Origin of the sequence: Vibrio sp. VPAP30 (genome assembly GCF_001188205.1) — a bacterium.
Lineage (GTDB): Bacteria > Pseudomonadota > Gammaproteobacteria > Enterobacterales > Vibrionaceae > Vibrio > Vibrio bivalvicida.
Map to the genome: position 1 here is coordinate 51,658 of NZ_LBLS01000037.1, position 24,557 is coordinate 76,214.

The window sequence follows — 24,557 nt, forward strand, 5'->3', positions numbered from 1 at the left end:
GGTCAGATCCGCTGTATAAATCGAGAGGCGGATAGTACTCAGTGTAGACTCATATCAGTCATATTGAGGAACTAAGAAATAAAAAAGGCCCTTCTGCCTTAAAACAGAAGAGCCTAAATATTTGCTTAGTTAGCTTAAGCGTTTTCTAGGTCAGCAACCATTGCCTTAGACAAGGCTTCAGCCACCTTGATACCGTCAATACCTGCAGAAAGGATACCACCTGCATAACCCGCCCCTTCACCCGCTGGGTAAAAGCCTTTTAGGTTGATGCTCTGGAAGTCTTTACCACGCTTGATACAAACCGGAGAAGAAGTACGTGTCTCTACACCAGTCAATAGGCCGTCATCAGACGCAAAGCCTTTGATCTTCTTATCAAACGCTGGAATCGCTTCTCGAATCGCTTCAATGGCAAAATCTGGTAGTGCTTTAGAGATATCCGTTAAGTGGATACCTGGTGTAAATGATGGTTGAACGTCGCCGATCTCACTTGGATCGCGACCTTTAAGGAAATCACCAATCTTCTGTGCAGGCGCATCATAGTTTTCACCGCCTAGTACGTACGCACCAGATTCAAGCTCACGTTGGAAGCGGATACCAGCCAGTGGGTCTCCTGGGTAATCACGCTCTGGGTCGATACCCACCACGATTGCACTGTTTGCATTACGCTCTGAACGAGAGTATTGGCTCATACCATTGGTAACAACACGACCTTCTTCTGACGTAGCCGCTACGACAGTACCACCCGGACACATACAGAAGCTGTACACAGTGCGGCCATTCTTACAGTGGTGAACCAGTTTGTAGTCAGCCGCACCAAGAATTGGATTGCCCGCATTTTTACCAAAACGTGCTTCGTCGATCATCGACTGCTTATGCTCGATTCGGAAACCAACAGAGAAAGGCTTCGCTTCCATGTAAACGCCGCGTTCGTGCAGCATTTCAAAGGTATCGCGCGCACTGTGACCCACTGCTAGAACGACATAACGAGATTTGATCTCGTCACCGTTAGACAGGGTTAGACCTGTGATTTGGTCACCATCCATGTGGATGTCATCGACGCGAGTGCTAAAACGGATTTCACCACCCAGTTCGATGATTTTCGCACGCATTTTCTCGATCATAGTAACCAACTTAAAGGTACCGATATGCGGCTTACTGACATACATGATCTCTTCAGGGGCACCTGCGGCTACAAACTCAGTAGTGACCTTACGACCGTAGAAGTTTGGATCTTTTACCTGGCTGTATAGCTTACCGTCAGAGAACGTACCTGCACCACCTTCACCAAACTGTACGTTTGATTCCGTGTTTAGAGTGCGCTTACGCCAAAAACCGAAGGTATCTTTTGTACGCTCACGAACCTCTTTACCACGCTCAACAACGATAGGTTTAAAACCCGCTTGGGCAAGAATCAGAGCAGCGAACAGACCACATGGGCCAAAGCCGATAACCACAGGACGTTCCGTCACATTCTCAGGCGCTTTCGCAACGAACTTGTACTCCATGTCTGGAGTTTCTTTTACGTGTGGATCGCTAACGAACTGCTCTAGAAGCGCAGCTTCGTTTTCAGCTACCACATCTAGCGTGTAGATAAGTAGGATGTTGGCTTTTTTACGAGCATCATAGCCACGTCTAAATACATTGTAAGAGATAACTTGGTCTTCAGAGATGCCAAGCTTCTTGGTAATGGCAGCAGTCAGCGCCTCTTCCTCATGATCGAGAGGAAGTTTAATTTCATTTAAACGTATCATGTTGATGTCTCGTATAGATAGGTGTCTTAGCCAAAACCGTTTGACGAACGGTCAGCTCACAATGGCGCGCATTTTACGAGAAATTGAATTGTCTGTCATACTAAATCAAACATATTGAATTTTGCCTTGGGATGAGTATTATCCCCTTTCTCCAAATTCATTAGGTCTGTAGACCCTAAACTCAAGAGCATTCATCATGGCGTTTGTCGTAACTGATAACTGTATCCAATGTAAATACACTGACTGTGTCGCTGTATGTCCGGCAGATGCGTTTCATGAAGGCCCAAACTTTATGGTCATCAATCCAATCGAATGTATTGATTGTGGTCTGTGCGTTGATGAATGCGATGCGCACGCGATCTTCCAAGAAGATGAAGTGCCTGGAGATCAAAAGATCTATGTTGAGCTAAATGCTGAGCTTGCTGAACTTTGGCCAGTGCAAACCGAAGTAAAGCCAGCCATGGATGAAGCCGAAAAATGGAATGGCGTACCAGATAAACTAGGCATGTTAGAGAAGTAGCGAGAAAGCGAAGATTTTGAAGGGTTGGCATTTTATGCCAACCCTTTTTATTTACAATGACTTACATTGCCCCCAAAAATGGAGGTGGGGAGTTCCAAATAAGTGCTAATTTAGCAAACCATGAATAGCTTCAGGGATTATAACGCTTAATTGTTGAAGGTTAATGCTAGTAGTGAAATCGTGCATGCATAAGTAACTACTGGTTATACTGATACTGAATCTAGTTGTAACAGCAAGTACCTCTGGCATGCTCGATGGTATCTACTTATTGTGACAGTTGTTGTTCTACAAGCGTGTTCCAGAACCTAATACCATGTTCCAGAATATTGTCATTAAAATCGTAATGTGGATTGTGAAGCGCTGTACCACCGCACTCACCAACGCCATTACCGACTAATACGTAACAACCTTTCACTTCACGCAGCATGAACGAGAAATCTTCACTAATAGTAAAACGTTCGCAGCTACCGTCGACATTCTCTTCCCCTACTACCGCTTGCGCCGCTTTCACCGCATGAGCACACTCTTCTGGAGAATTAATTGTAGATAAGAAACTGTTGTTAAAGTGGTATTGATAATCAACACCTGCAGACATGCATTGACCCGCAACAACACGCTCAATAGCTTTCTCAATCTTATGTAACGCTTGATCGGTGAAACTACGAGTATCACCTGAAATCGTCACTTGGGAAGGAATCACATTCACTGTGCCATTAGTAACAAAGTTAGTGACTGAGATAACGGCTGTCTCGTCAATTGCACTCAAATGACGTGAAACTATGGTTTGCAGCGCAGTAACAACCTGTGCACCAACTACAATAGGATCGGTTCCCATATGTGGCATCGCCGCATGTCCACCAGCAGCTTTAATTACAATCTCAAAGCTACTTTCACTTGCCATCAATGAATGTGGACGAGTGACAAACTTACCCTCAGGAATTCCAGGCAAATTGTGCATCGCGTAAATCGCATCCATATTCCAACGAGTAAACAAACCATCAGCGATCATCGCTTTGGCACCTGTGCCTCGCTCTTCGTCTGGTTGGAAAATGAAATAGACAGTACCATCAAATTTCTTACTCTTTGCTAAAGTTTGTGCCGCACCCAACAACATCGCTGTATGGCCGTCGTGGCCACAAGCATGCATAGCACCTTCATGTTTAGAGGCGTGACAGAAAGTATTCTGTTCATGGATACGTAACGCATCCATATCAGCACGCAAACCAATCGAACGGTCACTTGTTCCATTTTTTAAAATACCCAAAACACCAGTTCCACCAATACCCCGGTGAACTTCAACACCAAACTCTTCGAGTTTATTCGCAACAAATTCCGATGTTTTGAACTCTTCAGTACCAAATTCAGGGTACTGATGTAAATGGCGACGCCATTCTGTAACCGTGGCAATGTTAGTCATGGAAACTCCAATAAATACTTAAAATTAGTTTGTTGAAACTGTTTTTGACGTCGTCTCGCGAGATCTGTTGGAGGTTGCAAACAACATCATAGCAACAATAATCAAGACAACTGCCATCGACCTTAAAGGGGTGATGGGCTCTCCGAAAACCAAAACAGCAATGATAAACGCTGACATAGGAATGAGGTTTAAAACCATACTACTGCCTTCAACACCAACACGTTCTATGCCATAGATATACGCGATATAGCCCAGCCCAGATACCACACCTCCTAGCACCATAATGCATAGAAGTGGCCAAGAAGGCTGAATCACTAGTAGCAAGCCAGGTACATCTAAACCTGAAGCCAATAAATAAATAAAAAAGCCAACAGCAGCGAAACCAAACTGATAGTGCATGGTGCGGGTTGCACCGTACTTTTCTGCTAGATGAGCACGTAGGTGCGTGACCGACGCAAAGCTCAGCACACTCAATAAACAAATAAGATAGCCAATATTCACACCTCTATCTTCAGAAGTTAATGGCGGAGCAAGGACCAATATACTCACTCCAATAAGAGCGATACCACTTGAGGCAATTTGTATACGTGTAAAGCACGCACCATAGAAAATCTGACCTATTACCAGTATTGCAATGGGAACAAGACCTTGAATCACCCCGTTTTCCGATAACGAAATATAATCGAGTGATAGAAATGACAAGAAGCTAAATAGACCTTGGCCAAATACACCGCACACGAATAGCTTAAATAAGTCATTTCGATTCGCCCAATTGAACATCAGTTTCGGTTTCATTTGACATTGGTGCTGGCGCATCGCTCCCAAAACAAGGACTAAAGATAAAACCATGAATGCCATCATGTAACGCAGCCACACTAACAGTCGCGCATCAATAATTTGTAGTGGCAAAGTCGCTAGGGCTGCCTCAGCCCCCCACAGTAAACCAACACTAATAGCAGCCACCCAACCTTTAGTCGTGGATTTCATCACTTAGTTGGCTTCTAGTGTCGCTTTCTTGTCGCAAGGTGAACTCTTGGCTGCTTGTTCTCCTTGCTTCGTTTCAAACTTGGTGAACACGTATAGTGCTACGACAATCAATGAAACAATGATAGTTTTACCCATTGCCATTTGTTCACCAAGTGTTAGAACAGCAACCAAGTAGCCGACGAGTGGCATTAGGTTAAGCGCCATTGTCGCTTTCTCTACACCGATACGTTTAAAGGCATACAGTTGAACAAGATAACTACCTCCAGAAATACCAGTACCTAAAAAAATAAGCAGAGCAATCAGCAGTGGGCTAGAGAAAATAATGTAGATCTGAGACAGATCTAAGCCCATGGTTATCACAACAATGATGCCCATGACAGCAACCGAAATGTATTGGTACAGCATAGAAACAACCGAACCATACTTGTCTGCTAAACTAGCGCGCAGGTGAGCCGTCCATGCTAACGCTAGCATTGAACAAGTTACATATACGTAGCCCAAAAAAGGAGTTCCGCCTTCAATGTTATTTGTTGGTCCTACGCTCATTGCATAAATACAAACTGCAGACGCGATAAAAGCGCCCCACTGGATCTTATTCATGCGAAAGTTCATAAACATCATCCCAAAGAATACTGTTGCGAACGGCTGCATACCTTGGATAACACCGTTTTCAGTCGCACCAATGTGAGAAAGAGATAGGAAATTAAACAACGAGAAAACCCCTTGGCCCACGATGCCACATAGCGCAATGCGACCAATATCTTTGGTGTCGATTTTTAATGAAGAGCCTAAATCTGCGCTCAAACTTTTACTGCGAGATGTAAAAAAGAAAATGATTGAGAGGCCAATCACAGCTGTGACATAGCGGAAAAATACCAATGTCATTGGGTCTACAGCCATGGAAAGAGGCTTAGACACAACCCCTGTTACGCCCCAAATAAAAGCGACAGCAATAGCTGCAACCCAACCAAAAAATGTATTTCTACTTGTTGTGTTCATCTGTTTATCGTCCATAGTTTTTCGATAGTGGCGGTACCGCGCACCGCCAGATTACATACAATTTGTATCGTGTCAGACAGCTAGTTTGCGTCTGTGACAGTTTGCAGTTGAGGCACTTCTTTCTTCGTCTTACCAAACTTCATAAACAGCATCATCGAGCCAATTACTATCGCAATCGCTAATAATCGAATTGGCGTTACTGCCTCTCCCAAAGCAAACACAGCTAACACAAATGAAGACAGAGGCATTAGGTTTAGCGCCATACCAGTTCCGTCTACACCTACACGCTCCATTGCATAGATGTAAATGAGGTAGCTGATACCTGAAATACCTACACCTAAAATCACAATACAAAGAACACGAAGTGGAGAACTAAAGATTCCTAGCGCTGAAGAGAAATCCGCTCCAACAACCATTAGATAAAGACCAAAACCAATTGCGGCAAAAACGAACTGGTGATACATCGTTGCTACTGAACCGTATTTCTCAGCCAGTTTTGCACGGGCGTAAGCCATTGTTGAGAAGCTCGCCGCACTACCAAAGCAGATCAAGTGGCCAATATTAAACCCACTGCCCTCAACAGATGGGTCCATTACCAATACTGCAACACCGACAAACGCACCAACAGCCGCAAAAATTTGTAGTGGTGTAAAACGCTCACCGTGGCGAAAAAAACCTACGCACAAGATAATGATAGGGATAAGCCCTTGGATTACACCGTTTTCTGAAGCGGTAATGTAGTCAAGAGACAGGAACGATAGAAAACTGAAAGCGCCTTGACCAATAATGCCGCAACATGCTGCCCAAAAGATATCGTGTCGATTTGTCCAGTTAAGTTTAAAGTCGACTTTTTTTTGTGGTTTACCCATCGCATTACTGACTTGGATAATCACAAATAAAGTAATAAAAGCGACGGTATAACGAACCCATACCAAGACTTGCGCATCCATTACTTCTAGAATTGGTGTTCCAACGATCCATGGAATACCCCATAACAGGCCAATGAAAATGGCCGCAATCCAACCTTTTACTGTGTTACTCATCTTTAAATTCCTTTCAATGGTTGCTATTTAGCAATTGTCCGTAACCTGGACATTGAGCTTTGTTGCCGACTAAGTGCATGCAGTGCCAGAACATCGCAGAGTTACTGCATACGACTGGAACACCAAATCGGTCTTCTATCTCTTGAATGTGGTCAAGAACACGAAGGTTGGTGCAAGACATAAACACCACATCAGCCCCAGAATCAGGTAGCATTTCGCTTAATGCTTCCATCATCGATTCCTTTGAAACCGTCGTGATATCAGTGTCTTTATCAATACCCAGTGAACCTAAAACAGGGACTTCGAAACCAGCGGAAGTCAGTTGTTGATAAAGAGGGAAGTTCACTTCTGTCGGATAAGGAGAAAAAACAGCAACTTTTTTAGCACCTAAGTGCTTAAACGCAGCTTGAGCTGCTGTCCATGGGTTCGTTGCGGGAATATCGCCGCGGCTTTGTGTAAGAAGCTTGGCTATTTTTTCTTCGCCAATAATGATTGAAGCTGATGTACAACCAAAGGCCATAACATCCATCGCTAAGCCCGACGCTATCAAATCAGATGCTTCACTGATCCCAACTGCAATTTGGTCGAGCGCTTCTGGTGTCATTTCGCTGCTGTAGTAAACACGGGAGCTAAATACACCAGCTTGCGTACCCAGTAGCTTGGCCCAGTCCATCTCTAGAGAGTGATCTGTACTTAGCTGTACTAAACCGATATGAACTCGGCCAATTCTTGGGGCCTGAATGTGCTGCAATGGCATTTCAAATTGACGAAACTGTTCTATTGTCTGCATGAGAAACTCGTATTTTAATAGTTTTTATGTGCCGACTCTGGAGTCCAGAGCCAGCTTTGTAGGGTGTTAAATCTGGAGTTAAATAATGATTAGCTCTGGCTCAGCGCGTTCACTCAGCCATTCAGCGCCGTCTTCAGTAATCACGATATTCTCTTCGTGAACCATAGACTTACCAGGGGCGTAAACCATGCCAGGCTCCAGTGTCATTACCATACCGGGCTTTAGAACCGTATTATCGGTAGCTGTATTCGATGGGCGCTCTGTTAGCTCCATACCTAGACCATGGCCAAGTCGGCCCACATCGTTGCCCAATGCACCGTTTGCTTCTAATACTTTCCACATTGCGTTGTAGATATCTGTAGTGGTTGCACCAGGTTTTGCAGCCTCGAACCCTTTGGTAGTCGCCTCGTATGTCGCACGGTATGCCGCTTTGGTTTGTTCACTTGCATAACCAAACGCCCAGTTGCGGTCAAAATCTGAGAAGTAACCATCACGCACAGCACCGGTATCGATGATCAACACATCTCCCGGCTCGATGATGCGATCAGTTGGGCCCATGATAATGCTGTCATAACCATCAGGTCCCGAGCCCGCAATGATATAAGGACATTCATCCGCACCTTCCAGCAACATATCAATACGGAATTGCTTACATATTTCTCGCTCTGTCATGCCTGTTTTTGCGTACTCAGGAATCTTGCTAAAACCCACGTTAGTAATTCGGCAAATCTCGCGAGTTTTCTCAATTTCAGCTTGCGATTTGATCTGACGAAGTTCATGCATAGCTAAAGACACATCAACAAAGTCTTTCTTAACCATGGTGGTTAATTTGAGGTAGTTGTTCACTGGCATACGTAGGTGAGACTCAATGCCTAACGTCGCCCCCACTCGACCATGGCGACAAGGTAAAGAGTTCAAGGTACTTGCGACTAGGCTGATGCCGTCATCTTCCGGTCTTGGTGACGGCCAAGTGATGATGCTTTCAACCCAAGTGCCCGCCATACCACTCGCTCCAATCTCCGGAATTATCGCAATTGGCTTACCCTCTGCAGGGATAACAACAAACCAAGGTCGAGTTGGGCTGTGCCAAAATTGAGTATGAAAGCCAGTAAAGTAGCGGACGTTTGGTTCTGTTGTAAAAATCATCGCATCTAGCTTCATATCATGCATGACTTTCTGAGCGCGTGATGTTCTGTTTTCAAACTCAGCTTGTTCAAAGCCGCGGTTTAGATAGTTTGTCATTGGGACCTCTTATTATTATTTTTTGGAGTTAGCCGTTATGAACCAACCCTAAAGTTCAATTTTGTTTACGTTACGGCGAGCATATTACTGACATTTCAGTTAAATAATGTGACCCAGATCCTACAGTTAACTATAGTGACCTGTAAGCTCTAAAAACTGCAATGCTTGTTGATTTCGATCAATCACAGGCACTTATGTGTAACTTTTGGGTTGTGCGGTGAACGGATATATAGTTTTATAGTTACATAAAGTTAATTGTAAACTTGAAAGTCGTTGCGTAACCCAAGATAATGACTGGCAATTAAAGTTAACAACAATGGTCTAAAATGAAAGCATCAGCATATAAATCGTTTAACGTAGAATTCACCAACAGTGATAGAGAGCGCCTCGTACTCAACTTTCGCTTAGCGGAAACGATCGCTGACTTTATTGGTCCGCACTGTGAGGTAGTGATTCACTCTTTCGAGAGCTTTGAAAAATCGGTAGTGAAGATAGTGAACGGCCATCACACCGGTCGAAAGGTAGGATCACCGATCACCGATCTGGGGTTGAAGATGCTAAGTGTTTTTGAGAGCACTGGAGAAATCACACCTAAAAGCTATTTCACTACTAGCAAGGATGGCTCACTACTCAAGTCCACTACTTGTGTCTTAGCTGGTGAAGGTGGCAAGCCGATTGGACTATTCTGCATCAATATGAATTTGTCTCATCCGTTTCCTGAGATCATAAAAACTTTAATGCCAGACATTGCTCATGCCCCTGTGGGTGTACATGAGAATTTTGGCGCTTCAACAACAGAAGTGATCGAGCAAGCACTTGAACACGCTATTTTTGAAGTCGACAACGATGAGTCAGTTAACTTGAAAGGTCGAAACAAAGCCATTACCAAGCTATTGCTTGAGAACGGTATTTTCGAATTGAAAGAGGCGACAGCATTCGTATCTGAACGTCTTGGTATAACTCGCCACGCTATTTACAAATACATTCGCGAGTTTAGAGCTTAAAAACCTATATAGAGAAACAAAATGAAAACAAAAATTCATACAGATCTAGCACCAGCAGCAATCGGTCCATATTCTCAAGGCATGGCATTCAAAGATCTTATCTTTACGTCTGGTCAGCTGCCTCTTGATGCAAAAACAATGGCATTTGTTGAAGGCGGTATTAAAGAACAAGCTCGAATGTCACTAGAAAATTTAAAGGCCGTGTTAGAGCAAAGTGGTGGCTCATTAAACACCGTTATTAAGACCACATGCTTTCTCTCTGATATGGAAAACTTCGTTGCATTTAACGAAGTGTACACGGAAATATTTGGTACAGAGAACGCACCGGCACGTTCTTGTGTGGAAGCGGCTCGTCTACCAAAAGACGCGTTAGTTGAAGTCGAAGCGATCGCTTACATCAAGTAATCACGAAACGCTTTAATTTAAGATGTATAGCTAAATCCAATATGGTGAAGCTATTAACGATAAAGTAAGGCCATTGCACATTGCTTAATGGCCTCCAATTCTTCAGCCGGAATCTAAGTGTGCCCTATGTTAAAACTATTAAAAAATTCATTCTATACTGGTCAAGTCAGCCATCTATTCACTGAATCTCATGCGCAACAAGCGCGTGAGTTTCATAGTCAGATCGAAGGTTACCAGCCAACGCCGCTTGTCTCTCTTCCTCACCTAGCTAAACAGTTGGGTGTTAGAGCAATTTTGGTAAAAGACGAATCTAAGCGCTTTGGTTTGAATGCCTTTAAAGTACTAGGTGGGTCTTACGCGCTTGGTCGCCAACTGGCGAAACACCTCGGCATCGACATCTCTGAAATCAACCTTAAAACGGTAGCTTCAAAACTAGAAAAACCACTGGTTTTCACTACGGCAACAGCAGGTAACCATGGTACAGGGGTTGCTTGGGCAGCTCGTGAAATGGGGCAAAAAGCGGTCGTTTACATGCCAAAAGGCTCATCTCAAGCAAGCGTTACCCGAATTCAAGGCTTAGGCGCTGAATGTATCGTGACCGAAGTAAACTACGATGACACTGTACGTTTGGCAAACCAAACAGCTCGAGACAACGGTTGGATGCTAGTTCAAGACACCGCATGGGATGGCTATGAAGAGATTCCAACATGGATCTCCCAGGGTTACATGACAATGGCCGACGAAGCCGTTGAACAAGCTCAAGCACTAGAGTTTGGAGCGCCAACTCATGTGTTTTTGCAAGCAGGAGTGGGGGCAATGGCCGGCGGAATATTAGGCTATCTTGCAGACAAGCTGGGCCCAGATACCTTTGAAACCATCATTGCAGAACCAGCTGCCGCTGATTGCATTTACCATTCTGGTGAGAAAGGCGAAATGGTTAACGTAACGGGCGAGCTGAACTCGATCATGGCAGGCCTTGCGTGTGGAGAGCCGAATCCGGTCACATGGCCAGTACTACGTGATTGCAGCAATCACTTTGTTTCTGTTGAGGACAATGTATCAGCAACTGGTATGCGCGTTTTAGGTAGTCCATTGAAAGGTGACAGCCAAATCATCAGCGGCGAGTCTGGCGCTATCACTCTTGGTTTGTTGTACACGCTATGCCAAGAAGGCGCAGACCAAACAACTAGAGATGAATTAGGTTTGAACCAAGACGCTACCATCATGATTTTTAGCACCGAAGGTGACACCAACCAAGCTCGCTATCGCGATATTGTTTGGAACGGATTCCAGCATTCCCGCTAACATTTAACTAACGAATACTCCACAACTCTAGTCAAAAAGCCACAGTATCCAATGTGGCTTTTTGTTAAAACTGAGTCTTGTCCTAGGGTCGAACCAACGTCCATGCAATTGCAATCCGTTTTTCCCCTTATGGCTTCGCTAACTTTGTAACTGTACCTATCAAGGTATTGGCAAATACCGAGACTTTCTTAGCTCAATTGTTCGATGAGAAAACGGCTAAAAATAGGAACAAGACATCACTCACGCTGCAGATACGAAACATCGAATCAAGATAATCGAGTTGTTTCTTCTGAGTAAGCTCAATAAACAGACGATGGTTGATAATATCGTCAAACCAACACTAGCCTCGTCGATCAAACTCATTATGTATAAGCACAATGCATTGAGACGCAAATAACATTTGAGGCCCAAGGCTGACCTTGCGCGTACCTAAACGCTTTAGGCTATTCCAACTCTTCTTCGGCATCGGTATATGGTCAGTTAATATAAAACACGCGTCACCATCAAACGGCTCGTCATGAATATCAGCCCCTTTTTTATCCAGCAAATAGAGCGTATAGTCTTCTGCTAGGCGCTGAACCAGCTTTTCAAAACTGATGGTTTCGACGCTTAATCCGTCACTCACATTCCGCCTTTCTTCTTTTTTCATACCAACTGAGTGTTCTAGCGCTTTTGCAATTAAAGCGATCAATGCCGATTCATGAAAACCACCAATATTGCGAAGCTGTGAGGATTCAAAGCATAGAGTGCGCGAAAAGTCTGAGGTACTTTCAATGACTAGGTAGACCGTAACATCATCACGATGAGACTGAGCAGTGAAAATTGCATTCATCAATACATGAGCAAGAATTTCGGAATGAGCGTCAGCACCGACTCCAGCAACGAAAGTTTTAGGGTCAGTAGAAGCGGCGCGTGCACGGATTACAAAAGCTTTATTCATAGATAACCATTAGAGCGAAAATTGCCCTCTATATTAACGATGTACAACGCCCTGTCTATCTGCAGTTTTGATTATCTGGCTCGCGTGTTGGGTTTGTTACGAAATACGCTCATAAAGCAACCAACTATTTGAAATAGTATATCGATTAGCTCATGAACTGATACTTATCGGGATTTACTGCTGTTACCCGTGCTGACGACGCAAGTTATCCAAAATAATACCAGTTGCCATCGCCACGTTAAGTGACTCTGCACCACCAAAGGCAGGAATCGTAATCTTGTCGGTCACACATTTAGCCGCTTGCTCGCGAATACCATGCGATTCGCTGCCCATCAGTAAAATACCCTGTGCGGCAAATTGCGTTTTGTGCACGCTTTCACCTTCAAGGAATGCGCCATAAACAGGTAAATTTGATTGCTCTAGGTAGCTTGGAAGATCCAGCAGGCTTACAGTTACACGGCCAAAACTGCCCATTGTGGCACTGATGGTTTTTGGATTGTATGGATCAGCGCAGTCAGTACTTGCGACAATGTGTTTAATGCCGTACCAGTCAGCGACACGGATAATCGTTCCGAGGTTGCCCGGATCAGACACACCATCTAACGCGATCATTAATCCTTGTGCTTTTGGTGTTTCAATACTTGGAATTTCAACCACCGCAATCGCGGCATTGTTGCTGACTAGCGTGCTCGCCTTAGTTAGCTCATCTAATGACGCCTCAATGCACTCAAAGCTACCAAGTTCACGGCGATGCTCAGCAATAAACTCAGCCGTTGCAAAGACTTGCTTTACCGTTAGCGCGCTATTAGCCAACTCAAGTACATTCTTCTCTCCTTGCACCAAAAATAGGCCGTGCGCTTTGCGCTGCTTCTTCTGGCCAAGAGCTCGAAGTAGTTTAAGTTGGTTCTTTGAAATCATAATCTTTCCACAATGAAGGGCTAACCCAAATAAAAGCGCGGCAATTATAGAGTAAAGCGATACAGAGCTAAAGAGGCTAGTCTATATCTCTGTTCCGCTTCATATATAAAACCGCTAACGCTCGCTTCTCCGCACTCACTCAAATCCAATGCGAGACAGATGAAAAGAAAGCTCGTCCCACATATAAATAAACGTTCCCACTAATGGCCGAAAGTGACAGTCACTATGTTAAGCTCTAGCAAATCAACCTCTATAGTAGGAACTCGTGTGGAAACTGTTGAAAAGTACACTCAAGCAATGTTTGAGTTTATTGAAAAGGAAATGGTTCAAGATCCCGCGCACGACATCAATCATGTAACTCGTGTCGTCAAAACAGCGAACAACCTATGTGAGCAAGAAAACGCAAAACTAGAAGTGGTTCTGCCAGCCGCTTATCTGCATGATTGTTTCACCTTCGCTAAGAACCATCCCGAGCGCAGTAAAAGCTCTGTGGTCGCAGCCGACAAAGCAATCGAATTCCTTACCTCCATCCGCTACCCAGCTCAATACTTAGATGCAATCCATCATGCGATTGTTGCGCACAGTTACAGCGCAAATATCACGCCGCAAACGTTGGAAGCGCAAATTGTGCAGGATGCAGACCGCCTTGATGCCTTAGGGGCGGTAGGGATTGCTCGCTGCCTACAAGTAAGTACTAACTTTGGTGCAAGCTTATACAATTCAGACGATCCATTTTGTGAAACTCGAGAGTTTGATGATAAAAACTACACTGTCGATCACTTCTACAACAAGCTGTTTAAACTCGAGCAGATGATGAACACTGACGCCGCTAAAAAAGAGGCAAGAATCAGAACTCAGTACATGCGCGCGTATTTAGCCCAACTCGCGAGTGAAATTTAGCCTTTGTAGAAAACCGCTAGCCAGACCGTTATCTCGTCTTGAGCGGTCTGTTTCACTTTATGTTTGCAGTGTGCGGGGATATTGGCATGATCGCCCTGCTCAAGCTTAACGATACGACCATCTTCAAACTCAATCACACCAAACCCAGACAAAACCATCACCCACTCGCTCTCATCTTGATCATACCAACCAGACTCCGGTGAGCTTTGACCATGAGAGAGGATTCGTTCGATCCGTACATCCTTACCCTTAACGATATCTTCAAATTGCTCTTCATTAAGAGAGTCAGGCAAGTTCGCAAGCAAATTAGTCATCGTCGCTCCTTGTAAAGTTTTATCGTTTCTAATTTAAATCTATTGGCCGTAGAGGTTTTTAATCGTATCTCGCAGCCACTTTATCTTTGGATTGCGATTATTGCGTTTATGCCAAATCATAGTGAATGGGATCTTAAGTTTCTGTTGCTGCTCCTCATCTAATGGAATCGGCATGGCAACCAGATCTGGGTGGAGTTGCTGGCAATATTTCTGACAGTATTTTGGGGCGGTGGTGATCATCTCATGGCCTGCTTTTTCAGCAACAAACAGTGCCTGCTCAAACCCCGACATGGTCAAGTTGACGTTGCGGCTCAACCCTAACTCTATCAATATTTCATCCAGTGCCCAGCTCTCACTTTTCTCCCACGTCACATTAATGTGTGGGTAGCTGAGAAACGTCTCCAAGTTCCACTCCTGCTCAAGCGCGGGGTGATCTTTACGTAGATAAACCAAGGGCAAGTCAGTAAAGAGTACTTCAAAATTGATGTAGTAAGGCAGCAGTTCAAGAGACTCTTTTGAACGAGGGTGGCTCTCTCTACCCGTAAAACCAATATCGACATCACCACGGGCAATAGCCTCTAGAGAGTCATAGTCCCAATTGGTAAATTTTATCTTAGAGTCTGGGTATGTTTGGTGAATTCGCTTGGTCAATTCATCAACCATGATCAAAGATAAGGGAGACTCTACCCCAAGATTAAACCGCACACCTATTGGTGCTTCATCACCACGTCTTGAGACGATTTGGCTGCCAATAAGTAGCCAGTCAGAGAGGCTCTCTTCCATGCTACTCGCGAGTGGCGTGGGTCTTAAACCCTGCGGAGTATTGACGAACAATGGATCATCAAACCAATCACGCAACTTGCCCAATGCCTTGCTTACCGTTGAAGGCGTGACATTGAGCTTCTTTGCCGTTTTGGTCACACTCTGCTCTTGTAGCAACAATTGCAGAGTGAGCAAGAGATTCAGATCAAGGCGTGCAAGTGATTTCTTCATGAAGATCGCTACGTGGTTGATTTGCCCCTAATAATATTAAAGCGATGCCGATAACGCCACCAGCAACCAATGCAATTAGCAACATATTTACCGCAGACACACCAATCCATGCCATAAACCATATATATAAGGCGGAACAACACACTTGCGAAATACCCAGTACCGAACTGGCTAAACCGGCTTTGTTGGAAAAAGGGCTAAGTGCTTGACTCATCGCGACACCAAATCCCATAGAGAACCCCATACTAACCAATCCAAAACCTAGCATGTAAAGCGTCGAGCTATCGCCATTCAAGTGAGCCGCGAGGATGACGATAGCCGACGTCAAAGTAATGATTTGTGAGCCTAGTAACAAGGTTCCTTGCTTAAAGTAAGACAGGGCAATGGGTGCTGAGAATGAAGTTGACATCCCCACCATAGCCAAGAGCGCCATTGCCGTTGAGTATTCACCGCGGCTGAAGTTCAGTGTTTCCATGACAATCATTGGAGACGTATTTACATAGGTAAGAATTGCCGTCACACCAAGCGAGGTAAACAAAACTCTTGAGAGGAAATAACGATCCCATAGCGTCTCGTTAGAACCAGACTCTTCGCTGCTAGGAAAATCATTTGGCTGTTTTGAGAGAGTTTCTTTCAAAACAAATGTCGCAATCAAGCAGACTAAGATGCCCATTGCCGCCATCGCACTAAACAGGACAGGCCAAGGGAATTTCAGCATGATTAAGTGCCCAATTACAGGTGCCAAAACTGGGATCATGCAGGTGATGCCGTTCAACATAGAAAGCACTTTAGCGCGCTTTTGATCGTCTAGTGTGTCGCGCAAAATAGCAAAGGCTACCACATAACAACAGCCCGCCCCAACGCCTTGGAAAAAACGCATCATCAGGAAAGCATCACTGGTTTGAGATGCCCCACCGAGCCAGGAAGAAATAGCAAAAACAATGGCACCAGCAATAGCAACAGGCTTACGTCCGAAATGGTCAGCAAGTCGACCAACAAACAGCATCGTCATTGCCATACCTGACAAGTAGATAGAAAACGCCATATGAAGCTGCGACTGCGTTGCGGCTAGATCGGCGGCTATTTGAGGTAATCCAACAAGATAGAGGTCAATGGCCGTAGGATAAAGAAGCACAAAGGAAAATGCGCATAAAAGGAATCGGGACATAGCTACCTCACTTATATAGTAATCGTTTGCGAGGATAATATTCGATAGTCCACCGTTTGGCGCGTTGCCATTGTGACAACAAGCATTTCCAATTACGACATCGATAAAAACGGCTGTCTTCTCTCTCATCGGGTATTGATTAACCTAAGCCACTGCACTGAAATAAAGAGTTAATTTTCATAAGATAAACAGTTATTTAAACAGCATTAGACAATCAATATGGAAAACTTACTTTCAAAGGAATGGAAGCCTATCGCCAGTGTTGAGTCGCCATGGATATTGGCCAAAATCGGAAACCACTAAGCAGTATCATCGTAGAGCAGATAGTCGCTAGTTATGGCTCAACCAGAGGTTATGGATTTGCTGAGTTTGCTCGCCAATTGATCGTTCAAAAAAAGACGTAGTAGGGAAACCAACTACGTCTTCGATATGAATCTTTTACTCTTCCCCTTGAGAGATAGGCAGTCGCTTATCTTTTAAGTTGGTGTATATGTGGGCTTGATTTCGTTCGATCATGACCATGGCAAGAAGAGGATTTAGCGCACGCACTTCCCCTTTCATATAGTGAACTGGGACGTCCCACGGGTTGTTCTGGTATAAACCATTTTCGTCAAATTGGACAAGAAACTCCATGCTTACCTCCTAACACATCGAGCATCCCTTAAGTTTAGCCCTTAGTCATGATTTTATCATTAAATGAGGCAGGGTTTTACTCCCCCCTCTTTCGTAGTTCAACATTTACCATTTTTAGGCTCATGTTGACCAAGACAAACATTCACCGCACCAATAAGATTCTGCTCTACAAGTCGCTGTAAGGAGCCAGAATATGTATCAGTTTGAAAAACAACGCGTCGCTGTAATAGGTGCAGCTGGTCAAGTTGGTAAGCCATTGACCCAAGGATTATTGTCATTGGGGCACGATGTGGTTTTACTTTGTCGAACTAAGCCATCAGGACTTAATCCTCAGTTGCTAGAGTTTCAAAAGCAAGGTGCTGAACTGATCGTCCTAGAAACACTGAACGATAAATCCACGTTACGCAGGGCGTTGGCAGAGTGTGACACCTTAATCTGTGCCGTCCCTGGATCGAAGTCCATCATCACTCATGACGAACCATTGTGGTTAGAAGCCGCGGTAGAAGCAGGTGTTGACCGCTTTGTTCCCACCGAGTTTGGGGCACATACCCAAGCAATCGAATACGGTGAGGGAGAAATTTTTGATCATAAAAAAGCGCTTCACCAAAAGATATTCGATAGCGGAATTGGTTGGACTTTCTTCTACAACGGGGGAATTTTCGACTACTTTTTGCCGAACCTGCGCTTTTTCGACAGCATTACGACTTTTGGTGATATGAGCTTCCCAATCTACACCCATCATATCAATGATATTGGCTATTGCGCCGCGCTCGCTCTGACAGATAAACGTACACTTAACCACTGCGTTCAAATGGATTTCTCCAGCTTGAGTCAAACAAAGATGCTTCAACTGCTTGAGTCTAATTTCCCGAACCATCCATTTGAATATCATCACTACAGCACAGCGTACATTACTCATGCTAACTTAACTTCAGGTAATGAGGTATCGGCAAAGAAGGGGGCCGAAACTGATAAAGAACGCTGGGGGATCAACAACGTGATTTACGTACTCAACAAACTGGCGGCTTTCAACGAAGGTACACTTCGAACCAGTGATTTGTTTCCTGATTTCGAGCTAAGTTATACCGTCGAGCAAGCGCTTTCAGATCCTCAATTCGTCTTTGAAGACCATGACTAACTGGCTTCCCTTACTGCCGCCTTTGGTGGCAGTTACGCTTGCGATTGCCACTCGACAGGTCTTTCTAGCTATCGCCACAGGATTGTTAACAGCTAGCATCATTCTTCAGCACAATCTATTCTCAGGCGTCACGGCTAGTTTCGATGCTATTGCGATGGTTTTCTCCTCTCGCTATGCGGTGAAAAGCCTGCTGTTTATTGCCATGATAGGCGCACTGAGCAATGTGATGAATCAATCTGGCGGGCTTAACAACTTACTCCAATTCTTAAGTGAGAAACGGGGAATTGTGCGCTCTCCTGCCTCGGCTCAATTATTCACTTTCTTTATGGGATTATTGATGTGTCTTGAAGGAATAGGCTCTATGATGATGGTCGGCATGGTAGGTAAACCGCTTTTCGCCCGTCACGGTCTTTCAAAAACTAGGTTGGCTTACTTTGCCAACAGCACTGGCTCGCCAATAGCTTGGCTGAACCCAGCCAGTGGCGCTGGTGTTATGTTAGCAGGCCTAATAGCAGCCCAGTCGGGAGGCCACTTACAAGCAGTAAAGCCTATTAGCACACTAGTGGCGGCTGTGCCTTATCAATTCTATTCTCTACTTGTATTGCTTTCAGTCCCTGTGCTCGCTTTGACAAAACAAAAGACTCAAGACAATACGCAGCTAAAACACCAAGACAGGCAACCTCAATCACCTGAATCAATCAACCACTGGAAGCTAATTGGTGGTGCACTCCCTATCACGCTGCTGCTTGCTTCTGTCATTGCTATTTGCTGGACAACTGGCAGCGGTAACGTCATGAAAGGTGATGTCAGTGATGCAGTCTACTGGGGCGGCTATATTGCCCTAATTGGCAGCGGGATCTACTACTCACTAATTGGGATAAAGGTGGCACAATACATTGAATGGTGCATTGATGGCATAAAAGGCATGGTTCCGGCACTAGTCATACTGATCCTGGCAATGGCTTTAAGTCAGGTCATTGGCAAACTGGGGACTGGAGCACTCCTATCTAAGCTGCTTTCTGATACTCTGCCATTGTGGCTTATCCCTGCTGCCGTGTTCTCTGTAGGTATATTTATCTCCTTTTCCACGGGTAGCTCGGGAGCTACTGTGAGTATTCTCGCTCCTCTCGCAATCGGCCTTGCTCTTCATTTACATTTACCTGTCGCCATAGTATTGGGTGCCGTTCTTTCTGGCGCAGTGTTCGGTGATCAAAACTCACCTATTTCTGATTCAGTCATTGTCGCTGCAAGCGCCGCGGGATGCGAACCACAGCAGCACTTTATGACTCAATTACCCATAACCTGTTCATTAGCGGGTTTTGCCATGGGAGGCTACCTATTACTAGGAGTGACTCTGTAGTCGCTATTTGAGTCACATTCTGACAACTCTTATACAGATGACGTCTATTAAGATCGTCGTGCTAGCTATACTTAAAGCAGATGGTTAATCTGATGAGGTAGCTGACATGGACTTTACAGAAAAACTTCGGTTGCGCGGCAAAGCGGAAGAAGATCTCTACTTCGCCAAGCTAGATCGACAACTAATTGAAGCGATGCATGAAAAGCAGAAACACGAATATGACCATTTAAGCTCTGAAGAACTCGATACACCGAGAGTAGACAGTATACTGGACAGCAAGTAGCCCTCATACTGAAATACTTATGGAAAATATTGAATATATCAGAGCTTTAATACCCCTGCTAATGCTTGCATTTTTTGCAGTTTTGAAAAGCCATAAGGAGAGCACACGTGAGCGCTTTCCTGATATGAAAGGAGTACAAATTTCCTTTCTGGGCTTGGTCATTTCTTGGTTCACAATACTCATCGCCCTATTTCTATTCACACAACTCGTTATTGACCCACCCGCGTCGTTCTACATGGCTTTGTTTATGTTTGTATTGGTTTTCGCTATGGTCGTGATAGCCCTACAGCAACTTAGTTATCAACTACTGTTCGATGATCAAGGGCTGGTTATTAGTCGCGTTTTAGGAAAAACAAAACAATGTCGCTTTGCGTCAGTTATCGAAGCGAAAGAGAAGTGGTATGCGAGCGAAGGAGGGAGCAACCGAGTTGTGTTTCTCAAACTCGCCACAGGAAAGGTGAGAATACCTATTTCCATGCTAGGCGGTTTACATCATCACGAGTTAGAAAGTCTATTGACAGAACTGCTAGATAACTCAAAAATTGACGCGTAGCAAAATACCTTCGAGATCATGAAAAAAGGGCTCGAAAGCCCTTCAATTCCTATCCAAAGTATCTTGCTCTAAGACAGAGTGTTCCCTTAGATGTCCATACAGTTCGCGTAGTAGGTTACTGTTGATGGCCAATCACTGAATACACCCAGAACACCAACATCTTTCGCCAATACATCCAACACTTTCATCATGTCCCCATCTTGGTTGATTTGCTCAGTCACACTTTGGTAATACCAACCGCCGCCTTGTGCCAGTGGCCCCGAGCGCTCAAGTGTCCATGCAATAATATCTAGATCTGCTTGTTTGGCTAGCTTCGCGTATTCTGATGCAACAATCGCATTCTTATTGTCCAACTGAATAAGCGCGTATAGAGGAGGAGCAATGATCTGTACACCGTCTTTAGATAGCGCTTTCATGTTCTCTAGTGTCGCGGTAAAGCCTTCTAGGTTGTATACGCGATCGTCGAGGTAAACGGCTTGCTGACCAAACTCAGGTTCGTTTTTAATCCAGTATTTCACGTCATCTAGGTTGAATGACTGAACATAAGCGTCTTTTGCTGTAAACCCTGCCGCTTTCAGCTCATCAATTAACTTCTGCGCATAATTCTCTTGGCTGAAGCCTTGGTAAGGCATCTCAACTTTTGCCGACTTTAGCTCTGGTGTCACCTTCACACCATACTTTTTGAACAGTGCTGCACTTTCAGCGTGGGTCATCAAAGTACCGGTTTGTGAGTATAAATCGGTGCGCCAACCAGGCGTCCCATTCATGTACTCTTCAATTGTTGTCGCTTTTGGGTTGGCGCCATCCATTTTGCCTTTCAAAGTTTTGAACTCAGCCAATGTAAAGTCTGAAGTGCGGCACTCTACTTGAGCATCCTCGCCAGTCTCAGGATTCGCTGGTTTAAACGGCACTGAACATTTCCTAGCAAGTTCAGGATGAGCGAGAACGTCGGTTGTGGTGTGGAGATCGCTTTGCGAATGACGACATACCAGTTGTTTATCTTTGGTAAAAGTCACATCACATTCCAGTATCCCAGCTCCCATCGCAATCGCAGCAAGGTACGACTCTTTGGTGTGCTCGGGAAATTGCATGGCTGCACCGCGGTGACCAATCGAAAAATCACTACGATAAAATGGGCCGTCACTGCAGCTTTCTAGCTTGGTTTTAAGTGGGCTCTCTTTCATATCGCTAACGAGATAAAGAGGGCGAGGGCCGACTTGTGCGGGTTCACTGCCTGCCATAACAACTGAACTCACACCTAATAATAAAGTAATACCACTGGTTAATATTTGCTTCATCGGTTTCTCCTTGCAGCAAATTGTTTTATTGATTTTTAATCTACTCTGCCGACAACGGTTTACGTCCGTTTTACAGATTTGTGTCCAATAGACTAAATCAGACCAGTTGCTCTATTGCACTCGCTATACCAAACTTTTTAGCTTTAAAATTCAATAACATAAAAACCATCACACTATTGGCTCTTTGTATTGAGTTATTTATACCTATCACCTTAAAAAGACTGTTTGTCGCAGCAGATGTCACCCATAAAGAAGAGAATTAAGACTCACATCGTTTGGGTATTTTCAGTTAGAATTCAGAGTTTTGATACCTCGAGAGGAAACATAGTACGTGGCAATATTAGAAGTTCTTACTGCACCAAACCCACGCCTTAAGATTCAAGCCGAGAAAGTTCAAGACATTACATCGGTTCAAACTCTTATCGATGATATGCTCGAAACTCTCTACGCTACAGACAATGGTATTGGCTTGGCTGCTACTCAAGTTGGCCGCAAAGAAGCAGTAGTGATCATTGATCTTTCGGATAATAGAGATGACCCGCTAATCTTAGTTAACCCCGAAGTCATCAGTGGTGAAAACAAAGCTCTCGGCCAAGAAGGTTGCCTGTCGGTGCCTGACTACTACGCGGAAGTTGAACGTTTTACTTCTGTGGTTGTTTCTGCACTGGATCGAGAAGGAAATCCGATCACAATTGAAAGTAATGAGTTCCTAGCCATTGTGATGCAACACGAAATAGACCACCTCTCTGGTAATCTATTTATCGACTATCTGTCCCCCTTGAAGCGTCAAATGGCGATGAAGAAAGTCAAGAAATACGTTAAAGCCCAAACCAAAGCATCTTAATGCTATTCGATAAAGCAGTGATGTTAACTCAGCTTAAGTGCATGCTTTATAGCTAACAATACCCAGTAAAACAACTTTTGCTGGGTATTACCGCTTTCGCAAAACTACTGAGATAAAACAGCATCAAAGATTTGTCCGTTGTCATTCCCTTCAATACTTTGTTGATAGAATTTAGCCACTTCACATGCGGGAATTCCTGTGCTGCTGTCAACACCCCACTGCTCCAGTGTCTCTTTAACAACAGCTGGACTGACCGCATTGATACGTTTGCCCCCTTCAAGCTCTAAAGCAGCAACGCCGACAAACGCGTTGATACCAGCCACACCGATAGAAATAGCTGCTGTTCCCACCATTGGGTAGTTAGCAGCCTGACCAGAAGTTAAGGTAATAGAGCCGCCATCCTTCAAATATTCCAGACCTATACGAACTAGGTTAACCTGTCCCATAAGCTTACCCTTTAGGACTTGCGCATAACCTGAGCTTGGCATGTCTGCGATGCTGCCCATTTCACCGTTACCCGCCATTGAAACAATCGCATCAACCTGACCAACTTGCTCAAACAAAGCTCTGATAGAGGCTTGGTCTTCAATGTCGACTGTAACCTCTCCACGGCTATGCCCAACCGCTATCACTTGATGATTCTGACTTAGTTGGTTGACGACTGCTTGTCCAATGACACCATTTGCTCCGATTGCTAATACTTTCATGCTGTTACCTTCTCTTGTTTATATTGTGTTTGCTCTAACCAATCGACCATTTTTTTTGCTAGCTGGACAGATTGATCTTCTTGTAAAAAGTGGGATGCGTTGTTTATCGTGATATGTGGTTGACCTGAAGCTCCAGAGAAATTGTTCTGGAATTTCTCGTCGTAACCTTGTCCGGCAAGGAATGGGTCTTGATCGCTAAATAGCGTCAACACAGGCTTGCGCCACTGCTTAAGTTTTATCCAATCCTTATTCACTTCATCAAGTTCAGCCGCAACGATTTCAGGCATTTTGCGTGGTGCTGCATAGAACTCAGGTGACGGGAACGGTGCATCGTAGGCTCGCATTTCTTCACTACTCAGCTCTTTAGTCGTCAGTATTTGGATGACCTTGCCAATCTCGAGTTGTTCGCTATGTCTAAAGTAGCCAGCCCAATTGCCGTAGTTGATCTTGTTTGCCAATTTATCTAGCGTCGCTTTACCTGCCGCAGCAGCCATTACCTTCAACACTTTTGGCACCATAAACTTTTCTAAGCCGTTCATTTCAGCGAGAGCAGTATTGGCAACCACAAGCCGATCTAACCATTGAGGTTCGTTCGCTAAAGCGCGTAAGCCAATCATCCCACCCCAATCCTGCATGAATGCCGCACCATGGCGAACACCAGTTTGACGAATAAAACTTGTCATCCAACGAACATGGTTTGCGTAGGTGTGCACGTCACTTGTCGCTGGCTTATCAGACTTACCAAAGCCTATTAGGTCAGGGGCAATGACGCGATATCCTGCCTTTACTAGCACGGGCACCATATGACGATAGAGATAGCTCCACGAAGGCTGACCATGAAGCAAAAAAATAACTTGTGCGTCCTTCTCTCCCTCGTCAATAAAGTGCATTTTCATTCCCTCAACCTCGACATAGTTAGGGGCAAATGGGTAGTCAGGTAGGTCGACAAATGCGCTATCTGGGGTCGTTAAAATCTGGAAAGTCATAGTCTCACTCCTTAATGTTCAAAATAATTGGCCATCTTCTACCTGTGCAAACAAACCGC

26 protein-coding genes are annotated in these 24,557 nt (G+C 44.5%); 10 read left to right on the top strand and 16 right to left on the bottom strand.

Translation table 11 applies throughout. The features are described from left to right. Window positions 1-134 precede the first annotated feature (134 nt). Window positions 135-1,751, bottom strand: coding sequence for an NAD(P)/FAD-dependent oxidoreductase (locus tag ZX61_RS16915; RefSeq protein WP_049845778.1), 1,617 nt, complete (start codon window positions 1,749-1,751; stop codon window positions 135-137). 196 nt (window positions 1,752-1,947) lie between these two features. Here ZX61_RS16915 and fdxA point away from each other — a divergent pair, with 196 nt between their 5' ends. Beyond that, window positions 1,948-2,271, top strand: coding sequence for a ferredoxin FdxA (gene fdxA, locus ZX61_RS16920; protein WP_049845779.1), 324 nt, complete (start codon window positions 1,948-1,950; stop codon window positions 2,269-2,271). A gap of 265 nt (window positions 2,272-2,536) precedes the next feature. Here fdxA and ZX61_RS16925 read toward each other — a convergent pair whose 3' ends face one another. The 6 genes from ZX61_RS16925 to ZX61_RS16950 form a co-directional block, all read right to left on the bottom strand. Further along, window positions 2,537-3,688 (bottom strand): M20 aminoacylase family protein, encoded by a 1,152-nt coding sequence (locus ZX61_RS16925; RefSeq protein ID WP_049845780.1) that lies wholly within the window; start codon window positions 3,686-3,688, stop codon window positions 2,537-2,539. A 24-nt stretch (window positions 3,689-3,712) separates the two neighbouring features. Beyond that, entirely contained in the window at window positions 3,713-4,675 is a 963-nt protein-coding gene (locus ZX61_RS16930) for a DMT family transporter (RefSeq protein ID WP_049845781.1), read from the bottom strand. Window positions 4,676-4,678: 3 nt separating this feature from the next. Continuing rightward, entirely contained in the window at window positions 4,679-5,674 is a 996-nt protein-coding gene (locus ZX61_RS16935) for a DMT family transporter (RefSeq protein ID WP_049845939.1), read from the bottom strand. 80 nt (window positions 5,675-5,754) lie between these two features. Then, the gene (locus tag ZX61_RS16940; RefSeq protein WP_049845782.1) at window positions 5,755-6,717 is read right to left on the bottom strand and encodes a DMT family transporter; all 963 of its coding nucleotides are present in this window, start codon (window positions 6,715-6,717) and stop codon (window positions 5,755-5,757) included. 13 nt (window positions 6,718-6,730) lie between these two features. Then, window positions 6,731-7,507 carry a maleate cis-trans isomerase family protein gene (locus ZX61_RS16945; RefSeq protein WP_049845783.1) on the bottom strand — a complete coding sequence of 259 codons (777 nt, stop codon included), beginning with the start codon at window positions 7,505-7,507 and terminating at the stop codon, window positions 6,731-6,733. A gap of 78 nt (window positions 7,508-7,585) precedes the next feature. Then, entirely contained in the window at window positions 7,586-8,749 is a 1,164-nt protein-coding gene (locus tag ZX61_RS16950) for a M24 family metallopeptidase (RefSeq protein WP_049845784.1), read from the bottom strand. 326 nt (window positions 8,750-9,075) lie between these two features. Between ZX61_RS16950 and ZX61_RS16955 the strand changes: the two genes are divergently transcribed. The 3 genes from ZX61_RS16955 to dpaL all read left to right on the top strand — a co-directional run bounded on the left by ZX61_RS16955 (window position 9,076) and on the right by dpaL (window position 11,463). Beyond that, a complete protein-coding gene (locus tag ZX61_RS16955) occupies window positions 9,076-9,753 on the top strand; it encodes a helix-turn-helix transcriptional regulator (RefSeq protein ID WP_049845785.1) in 678 nt (225 codons plus the stop codon). Between the two features lie 21 nt (window positions 9,754-9,774). Then, complete coding sequence (locus tag ZX61_RS16960; protein ID WP_049845786.1) at window positions 9,775-10,158, top strand: RidA family protein; 384 nt, start codon at window positions 9,775-9,777, stop codon at window positions 10,156-10,158. A 126-nt stretch (window positions 10,159-10,284) separates the two neighbouring features. Further along, the gene (gene dpaL / locus ZX61_RS16965) at window positions 10,285-11,463 is read left to right on the top strand and encodes a diaminopropionate ammonia-lyase (protein WP_049845787.1); all 1,179 of its coding nucleotides are present in this window, start codon (window positions 10,285-10,287) and stop codon (window positions 11,461-11,463) included. 340 nt (window positions 11,464-11,803) lie between these two features. On the opposite strand, the gene trmY is transcribed toward dpaL, so the two are convergent. Next, window positions 11,804-12,403: a tRNA (pseudouridine(54)-N(1))-methyltransferase TrmY gene (gene trmY / locus ZX61_RS16970; RefSeq protein WP_049845788.1), complete on the bottom strand. Its 600-nt coding sequence runs from the start codon at window positions 12,401-12,403 to the stop codon at window positions 11,804-11,806. A 183-nt stretch (window positions 12,404-12,586) separates the two neighbouring features. Next, a complete protein-coding gene (locus ZX61_RS16975) occupies window positions 12,587-13,321 on the bottom strand; it encodes an RNA methyltransferase (protein ID WP_049845789.1) in 735 nt (244 codons plus the stop codon). A 297-nt stretch (window positions 13,322-13,618) separates the two neighbouring features. On the opposite strand from ZX61_RS16975, the gene ZX61_RS16980 reads away from it, so the two are divergent. Continuing rightward, window positions 13,619-14,221, top strand: a complete 603-nt coding sequence (locus tag ZX61_RS16980; protein ID WP_235431353.1) for an HD domain-containing protein — start codon at window positions 13,619-13,621, stop codon at window positions 14,219-14,221. Here ZX61_RS16980 and ZX61_RS16985 read toward each other — a convergent pair. From ZX61_RS16985 to ZX61_RS17000, 4 genes are all read right to left on the bottom strand, one after another. Then, a complete protein-coding gene (locus ZX61_RS16985; RefSeq protein ID WP_049845791.1) occupies window positions 14,218-14,535 on the bottom strand; it encodes a cupin domain-containing protein in 318 nt (105 codons plus the stop codon). The genes ZX61_RS16980 and ZX61_RS16985 overlap by 4 nt on opposite strands. A gap of 39 nt (window positions 14,536-14,574) precedes the next feature. Then, on the bottom strand, window positions 14,575-15,528 hold the full coding sequence (gene yidZ, locus ZX61_RS16990) for an HTH-type transcriptional regulator YidZ (protein WP_049845792.1): 954 nt from the start codon (window positions 15,526-15,528) through the stop codon (window positions 14,575-14,577). Next, entirely contained in the window at window positions 15,503-16,825 is a 1,323-nt protein-coding gene (locus tag ZX61_RS16995; protein ID WP_150115023.1) for an MFS transporter, read from the bottom strand. Before ZX61_RS16995 ends, yidZ begins: the two co-directional genes overlap by 26 nt. A gap of 309 nt (window positions 16,826-17,134) precedes the next feature. Beyond that, window positions 17,135-17,329, bottom strand: coding sequence for a hypothetical protein (locus ZX61_RS17000; protein ID WP_049845793.1), 195 nt, complete (start codon window positions 17,327-17,329; stop codon window positions 17,135-17,137). Between the two features lie 193 nt (window positions 17,330-17,522). Between ZX61_RS17000 and ZX61_RS17005 the strand changes: the two genes are divergently transcribed. The 4 genes from ZX61_RS17005 to ZX61_RS17015 all read left to right on the top strand — a co-directional run bounded on the left by ZX61_RS17005 (window position 17,523) and on the right by ZX61_RS17015 (window position 20,663). Continuing rightward, window positions 17,523-18,467, top strand: coding sequence for an NmrA family NAD(P)-binding protein (locus tag ZX61_RS17005; protein ID WP_049845794.1), 945 nt, complete (start codon window positions 17,523-17,525; stop codon window positions 18,465-18,467). Continuing rightward, a complete protein-coding gene (locus ZX61_RS17010; RefSeq protein ID WP_049845795.1) occupies window positions 18,460-19,827 on the top strand; it encodes a Na+/H+ antiporter NhaC family protein in 1,368 nt (455 codons plus the stop codon). The genes ZX61_RS17005 and ZX61_RS17010 overlap by 8 nt, the downstream gene beginning before the upstream one ends. 106 nt (window positions 19,828-19,933) lie before the next feature. After that, window positions 19,934-20,110 (top strand): hypothetical protein, encoded by a 177-nt coding sequence (locus ZX61_RS24375; RefSeq protein WP_167350320.1) that lies wholly within the window; start codon window positions 19,934-19,936, stop codon window positions 20,108-20,110. Window positions 20,111-20,129: 19 nt separating this feature from the next. Continuing rightward, window positions 20,130-20,663: a hypothetical protein gene (locus tag ZX61_RS17015; protein WP_049845796.1), complete on the top strand. Its 534-nt coding sequence runs from the start codon at window positions 20,130-20,132 to the stop codon at window positions 20,661-20,663. Between the two features lie 86 nt (window positions 20,664-20,749). On the opposite strand, the gene ZX61_RS17020 is transcribed toward ZX61_RS17015, so the two are convergent. Then, window positions 20,750-21,961: a glycerophosphodiester phosphodiesterase family protein gene (locus tag ZX61_RS17020; protein WP_049845797.1), complete on the bottom strand. Its 1,212-nt coding sequence runs from the start codon at window positions 21,959-21,961 to the stop codon at window positions 20,750-20,752. Window positions 21,962-22,292: 331 nt separating this feature from the next. Here ZX61_RS17020 and def point away from each other — a divergent pair, with 331 nt between their 5' ends. Beyond that, window positions 22,293-22,805: a peptide deformylase gene (gene def / locus ZX61_RS17025; protein ID WP_049845798.1), complete on the top strand. Its 513-nt coding sequence runs from the start codon at window positions 22,293-22,295 to the stop codon at window positions 22,803-22,805. Window positions 22,806-22,909: 104 nt separating this feature from the next. Here the strand turns inward: def and ZX61_RS17030 are convergent, their stop codons facing one another. Next, window positions 22,910-23,512, bottom strand: coding sequence for a short chain dehydrogenase (locus ZX61_RS17030; RefSeq protein ID WP_049845799.1), 603 nt, complete (start codon window positions 23,510-23,512; stop codon window positions 22,910-22,912). Continuing rightward, a complete protein-coding gene (locus ZX61_RS17035; protein ID WP_049845800.1) occupies window positions 23,509-24,498 on the bottom strand; it encodes a haloalkane dehalogenase in 990 nt (329 codons plus the stop codon). The genes ZX61_RS17030 and ZX61_RS17035 overlap by 4 nt, the downstream gene beginning before the upstream one ends. Between the last annotated feature and the right edge of the window lie 59 nt (window positions 24,499-24,557).

Excerpts from the sequence above, each read along its gene's own strand:
- ZX61_RS16915 (WP_049845778.1), bottom strand. The coding sequence starts at position 1,751 with ATGATACGTTTAAATGAAATTAAACTTCCTCTCGATCATGAGGAAGAG.
- fdxA (WP_049845779.1), top strand. The coding sequence starts at position 1,948 with ATGGCGTTTGTCGTAACTGATAACTGTATCCAATGTAAATACACTGAC.
- ZX61_RS16925 (WP_049845780.1), bottom strand. The coding sequence starts at position 3,688 with ATGACTAACATTGCCACGGTTACAGAATGGCGTCGCCATTTACATCAG.
- ZX61_RS16930 (WP_049845781.1), bottom strand. The coding sequence starts at position 4,675 with ATGAAATCCACGACTAAAGGTTGGGTGGCTGCTATTAGTGTTGGTTTA.
- ZX61_RS16935 (WP_049845939.1), bottom strand. The coding sequence starts at position 5,674 with ATGAACACAACAAGTAGAAATACATTTTTTGGTTGGGTTGCAGCTATT.
- ZX61_RS16940 (WP_049845782.1), bottom strand. The coding sequence starts at position 6,717 with ATGAGTAACACAGTAAAAGGTTGGATTGCGGCCATTTTCATTGGCCTG.
- ZX61_RS16945 (WP_049845783.1), bottom strand. The coding sequence starts at position 7,507 with ATGCAGACAATAGAACAGTTTCGTCAATTTGAAATGCCATTGCAGCAC.
- ZX61_RS16950 (WP_049845784.1), bottom strand. The coding sequence starts at position 8,749 with ATGACAAACTATCTAAACCGCGGCTTTGAACAAGCTGAGTTTGAAAAC.
- ZX61_RS16955 (WP_049845785.1), top strand. The coding sequence starts at position 9,076 with ATGAAAGCATCAGCATATAAATCGTTTAACGTAGAATTCACCAACAGT.
- ZX61_RS16960 (WP_049845786.1), top strand. The coding sequence starts at position 9,775 with ATGAAAACAAAAATTCATACAGATCTAGCACCAGCAGCAATCGGTCCA.
- dpaL (WP_049845787.1), top strand. The coding sequence starts at position 10,285 with ATGTTAAAACTATTAAAAAATTCATTCTATACTGGTCAAGTCAGCCAT.
- trmY (WP_049845788.1), bottom strand. The coding sequence starts at position 12,403 with ATGAATAAAGCTTTTGTAATCCGTGCACGCGCCGCTTCTACTGACCCT.
- ZX61_RS16975 (WP_049845789.1), bottom strand. The coding sequence starts at position 13,321 with ATGATTTCAAAGAACCAACTTAAACTACTTCGAGCTCTTGGCCAGAAG.
- ZX61_RS16980 (WP_235431353.1), top strand. The coding sequence starts at position 13,619 with ATGTTTGAGTTTATTGAAAAGGAAATGGTTCAAGATCCCGCGCACGAC.
- ZX61_RS16985 (WP_049845791.1), bottom strand. The coding sequence starts at position 14,535 with ATGACTAATTTGCTTGCGAACTTGCCTGACTCTCTTAATGAAGAGCAA.
- yidZ (WP_049845792.1), bottom strand. The coding sequence starts at position 15,528 with ATGAAGAAATCACTTGCACGCCTTGATCTGAATCTCTTGCTCACTCTG.
- ZX61_RS16995 (WP_150115023.1), bottom strand. The coding sequence starts at position 16,825 with ATGAGAGAGAAGACAGCCGTTTTTATCGATGTCGTAATTGGAAATGCT.
- ZX61_RS17000 (WP_049845793.1), bottom strand. The coding sequence starts at position 17,329 with ATGGAGTTTCTTGTCCAATTTGACGAAAATGGTTTATACCAGAACAAC.
- ZX61_RS17005 (WP_049845794.1), top strand. The coding sequence starts at position 17,523 with ATGTATCAGTTTGAAAAACAACGCGTCGCTGTAATAGGTGCAGCTGGT.
- ZX61_RS17010 (WP_049845795.1), top strand. The coding sequence starts at position 18,460 with ATGACTAACTGGCTTCCCTTACTGCCGCCTTTGGTGGCAGTTACGCTT.
- ZX61_RS24375 (WP_167350320.1), top strand. The coding sequence starts at position 19,934 with ATGGACTTTACAGAAAAACTTCGGTTGCGCGGCAAAGCGGAAGAAGAT.
- ZX61_RS17015 (WP_049845796.1), top strand. The coding sequence starts at position 20,130 with ATGGAAAATATTGAATATATCAGAGCTTTAATACCCCTGCTAATGCTT.
- ZX61_RS17020 (WP_049845797.1), bottom strand. The coding sequence starts at position 21,961 with ATGAAGCAAATATTAACCAGTGGTATTACTTTATTATTAGGTGTGAGT.
- ZX61_RS17030 (WP_049845799.1), bottom strand. The coding sequence starts at position 23,512 with ATGAAAGTATTAGCAATCGGAGCAAATGGTGTCATTGGACAAGCAGTC.
- ZX61_RS17035 (WP_049845800.1), bottom strand. The coding sequence starts at position 24,498 with ATGACTTTCCAGATTTTAACGACCCCAGATAGCGCATTTGTCGACCTA.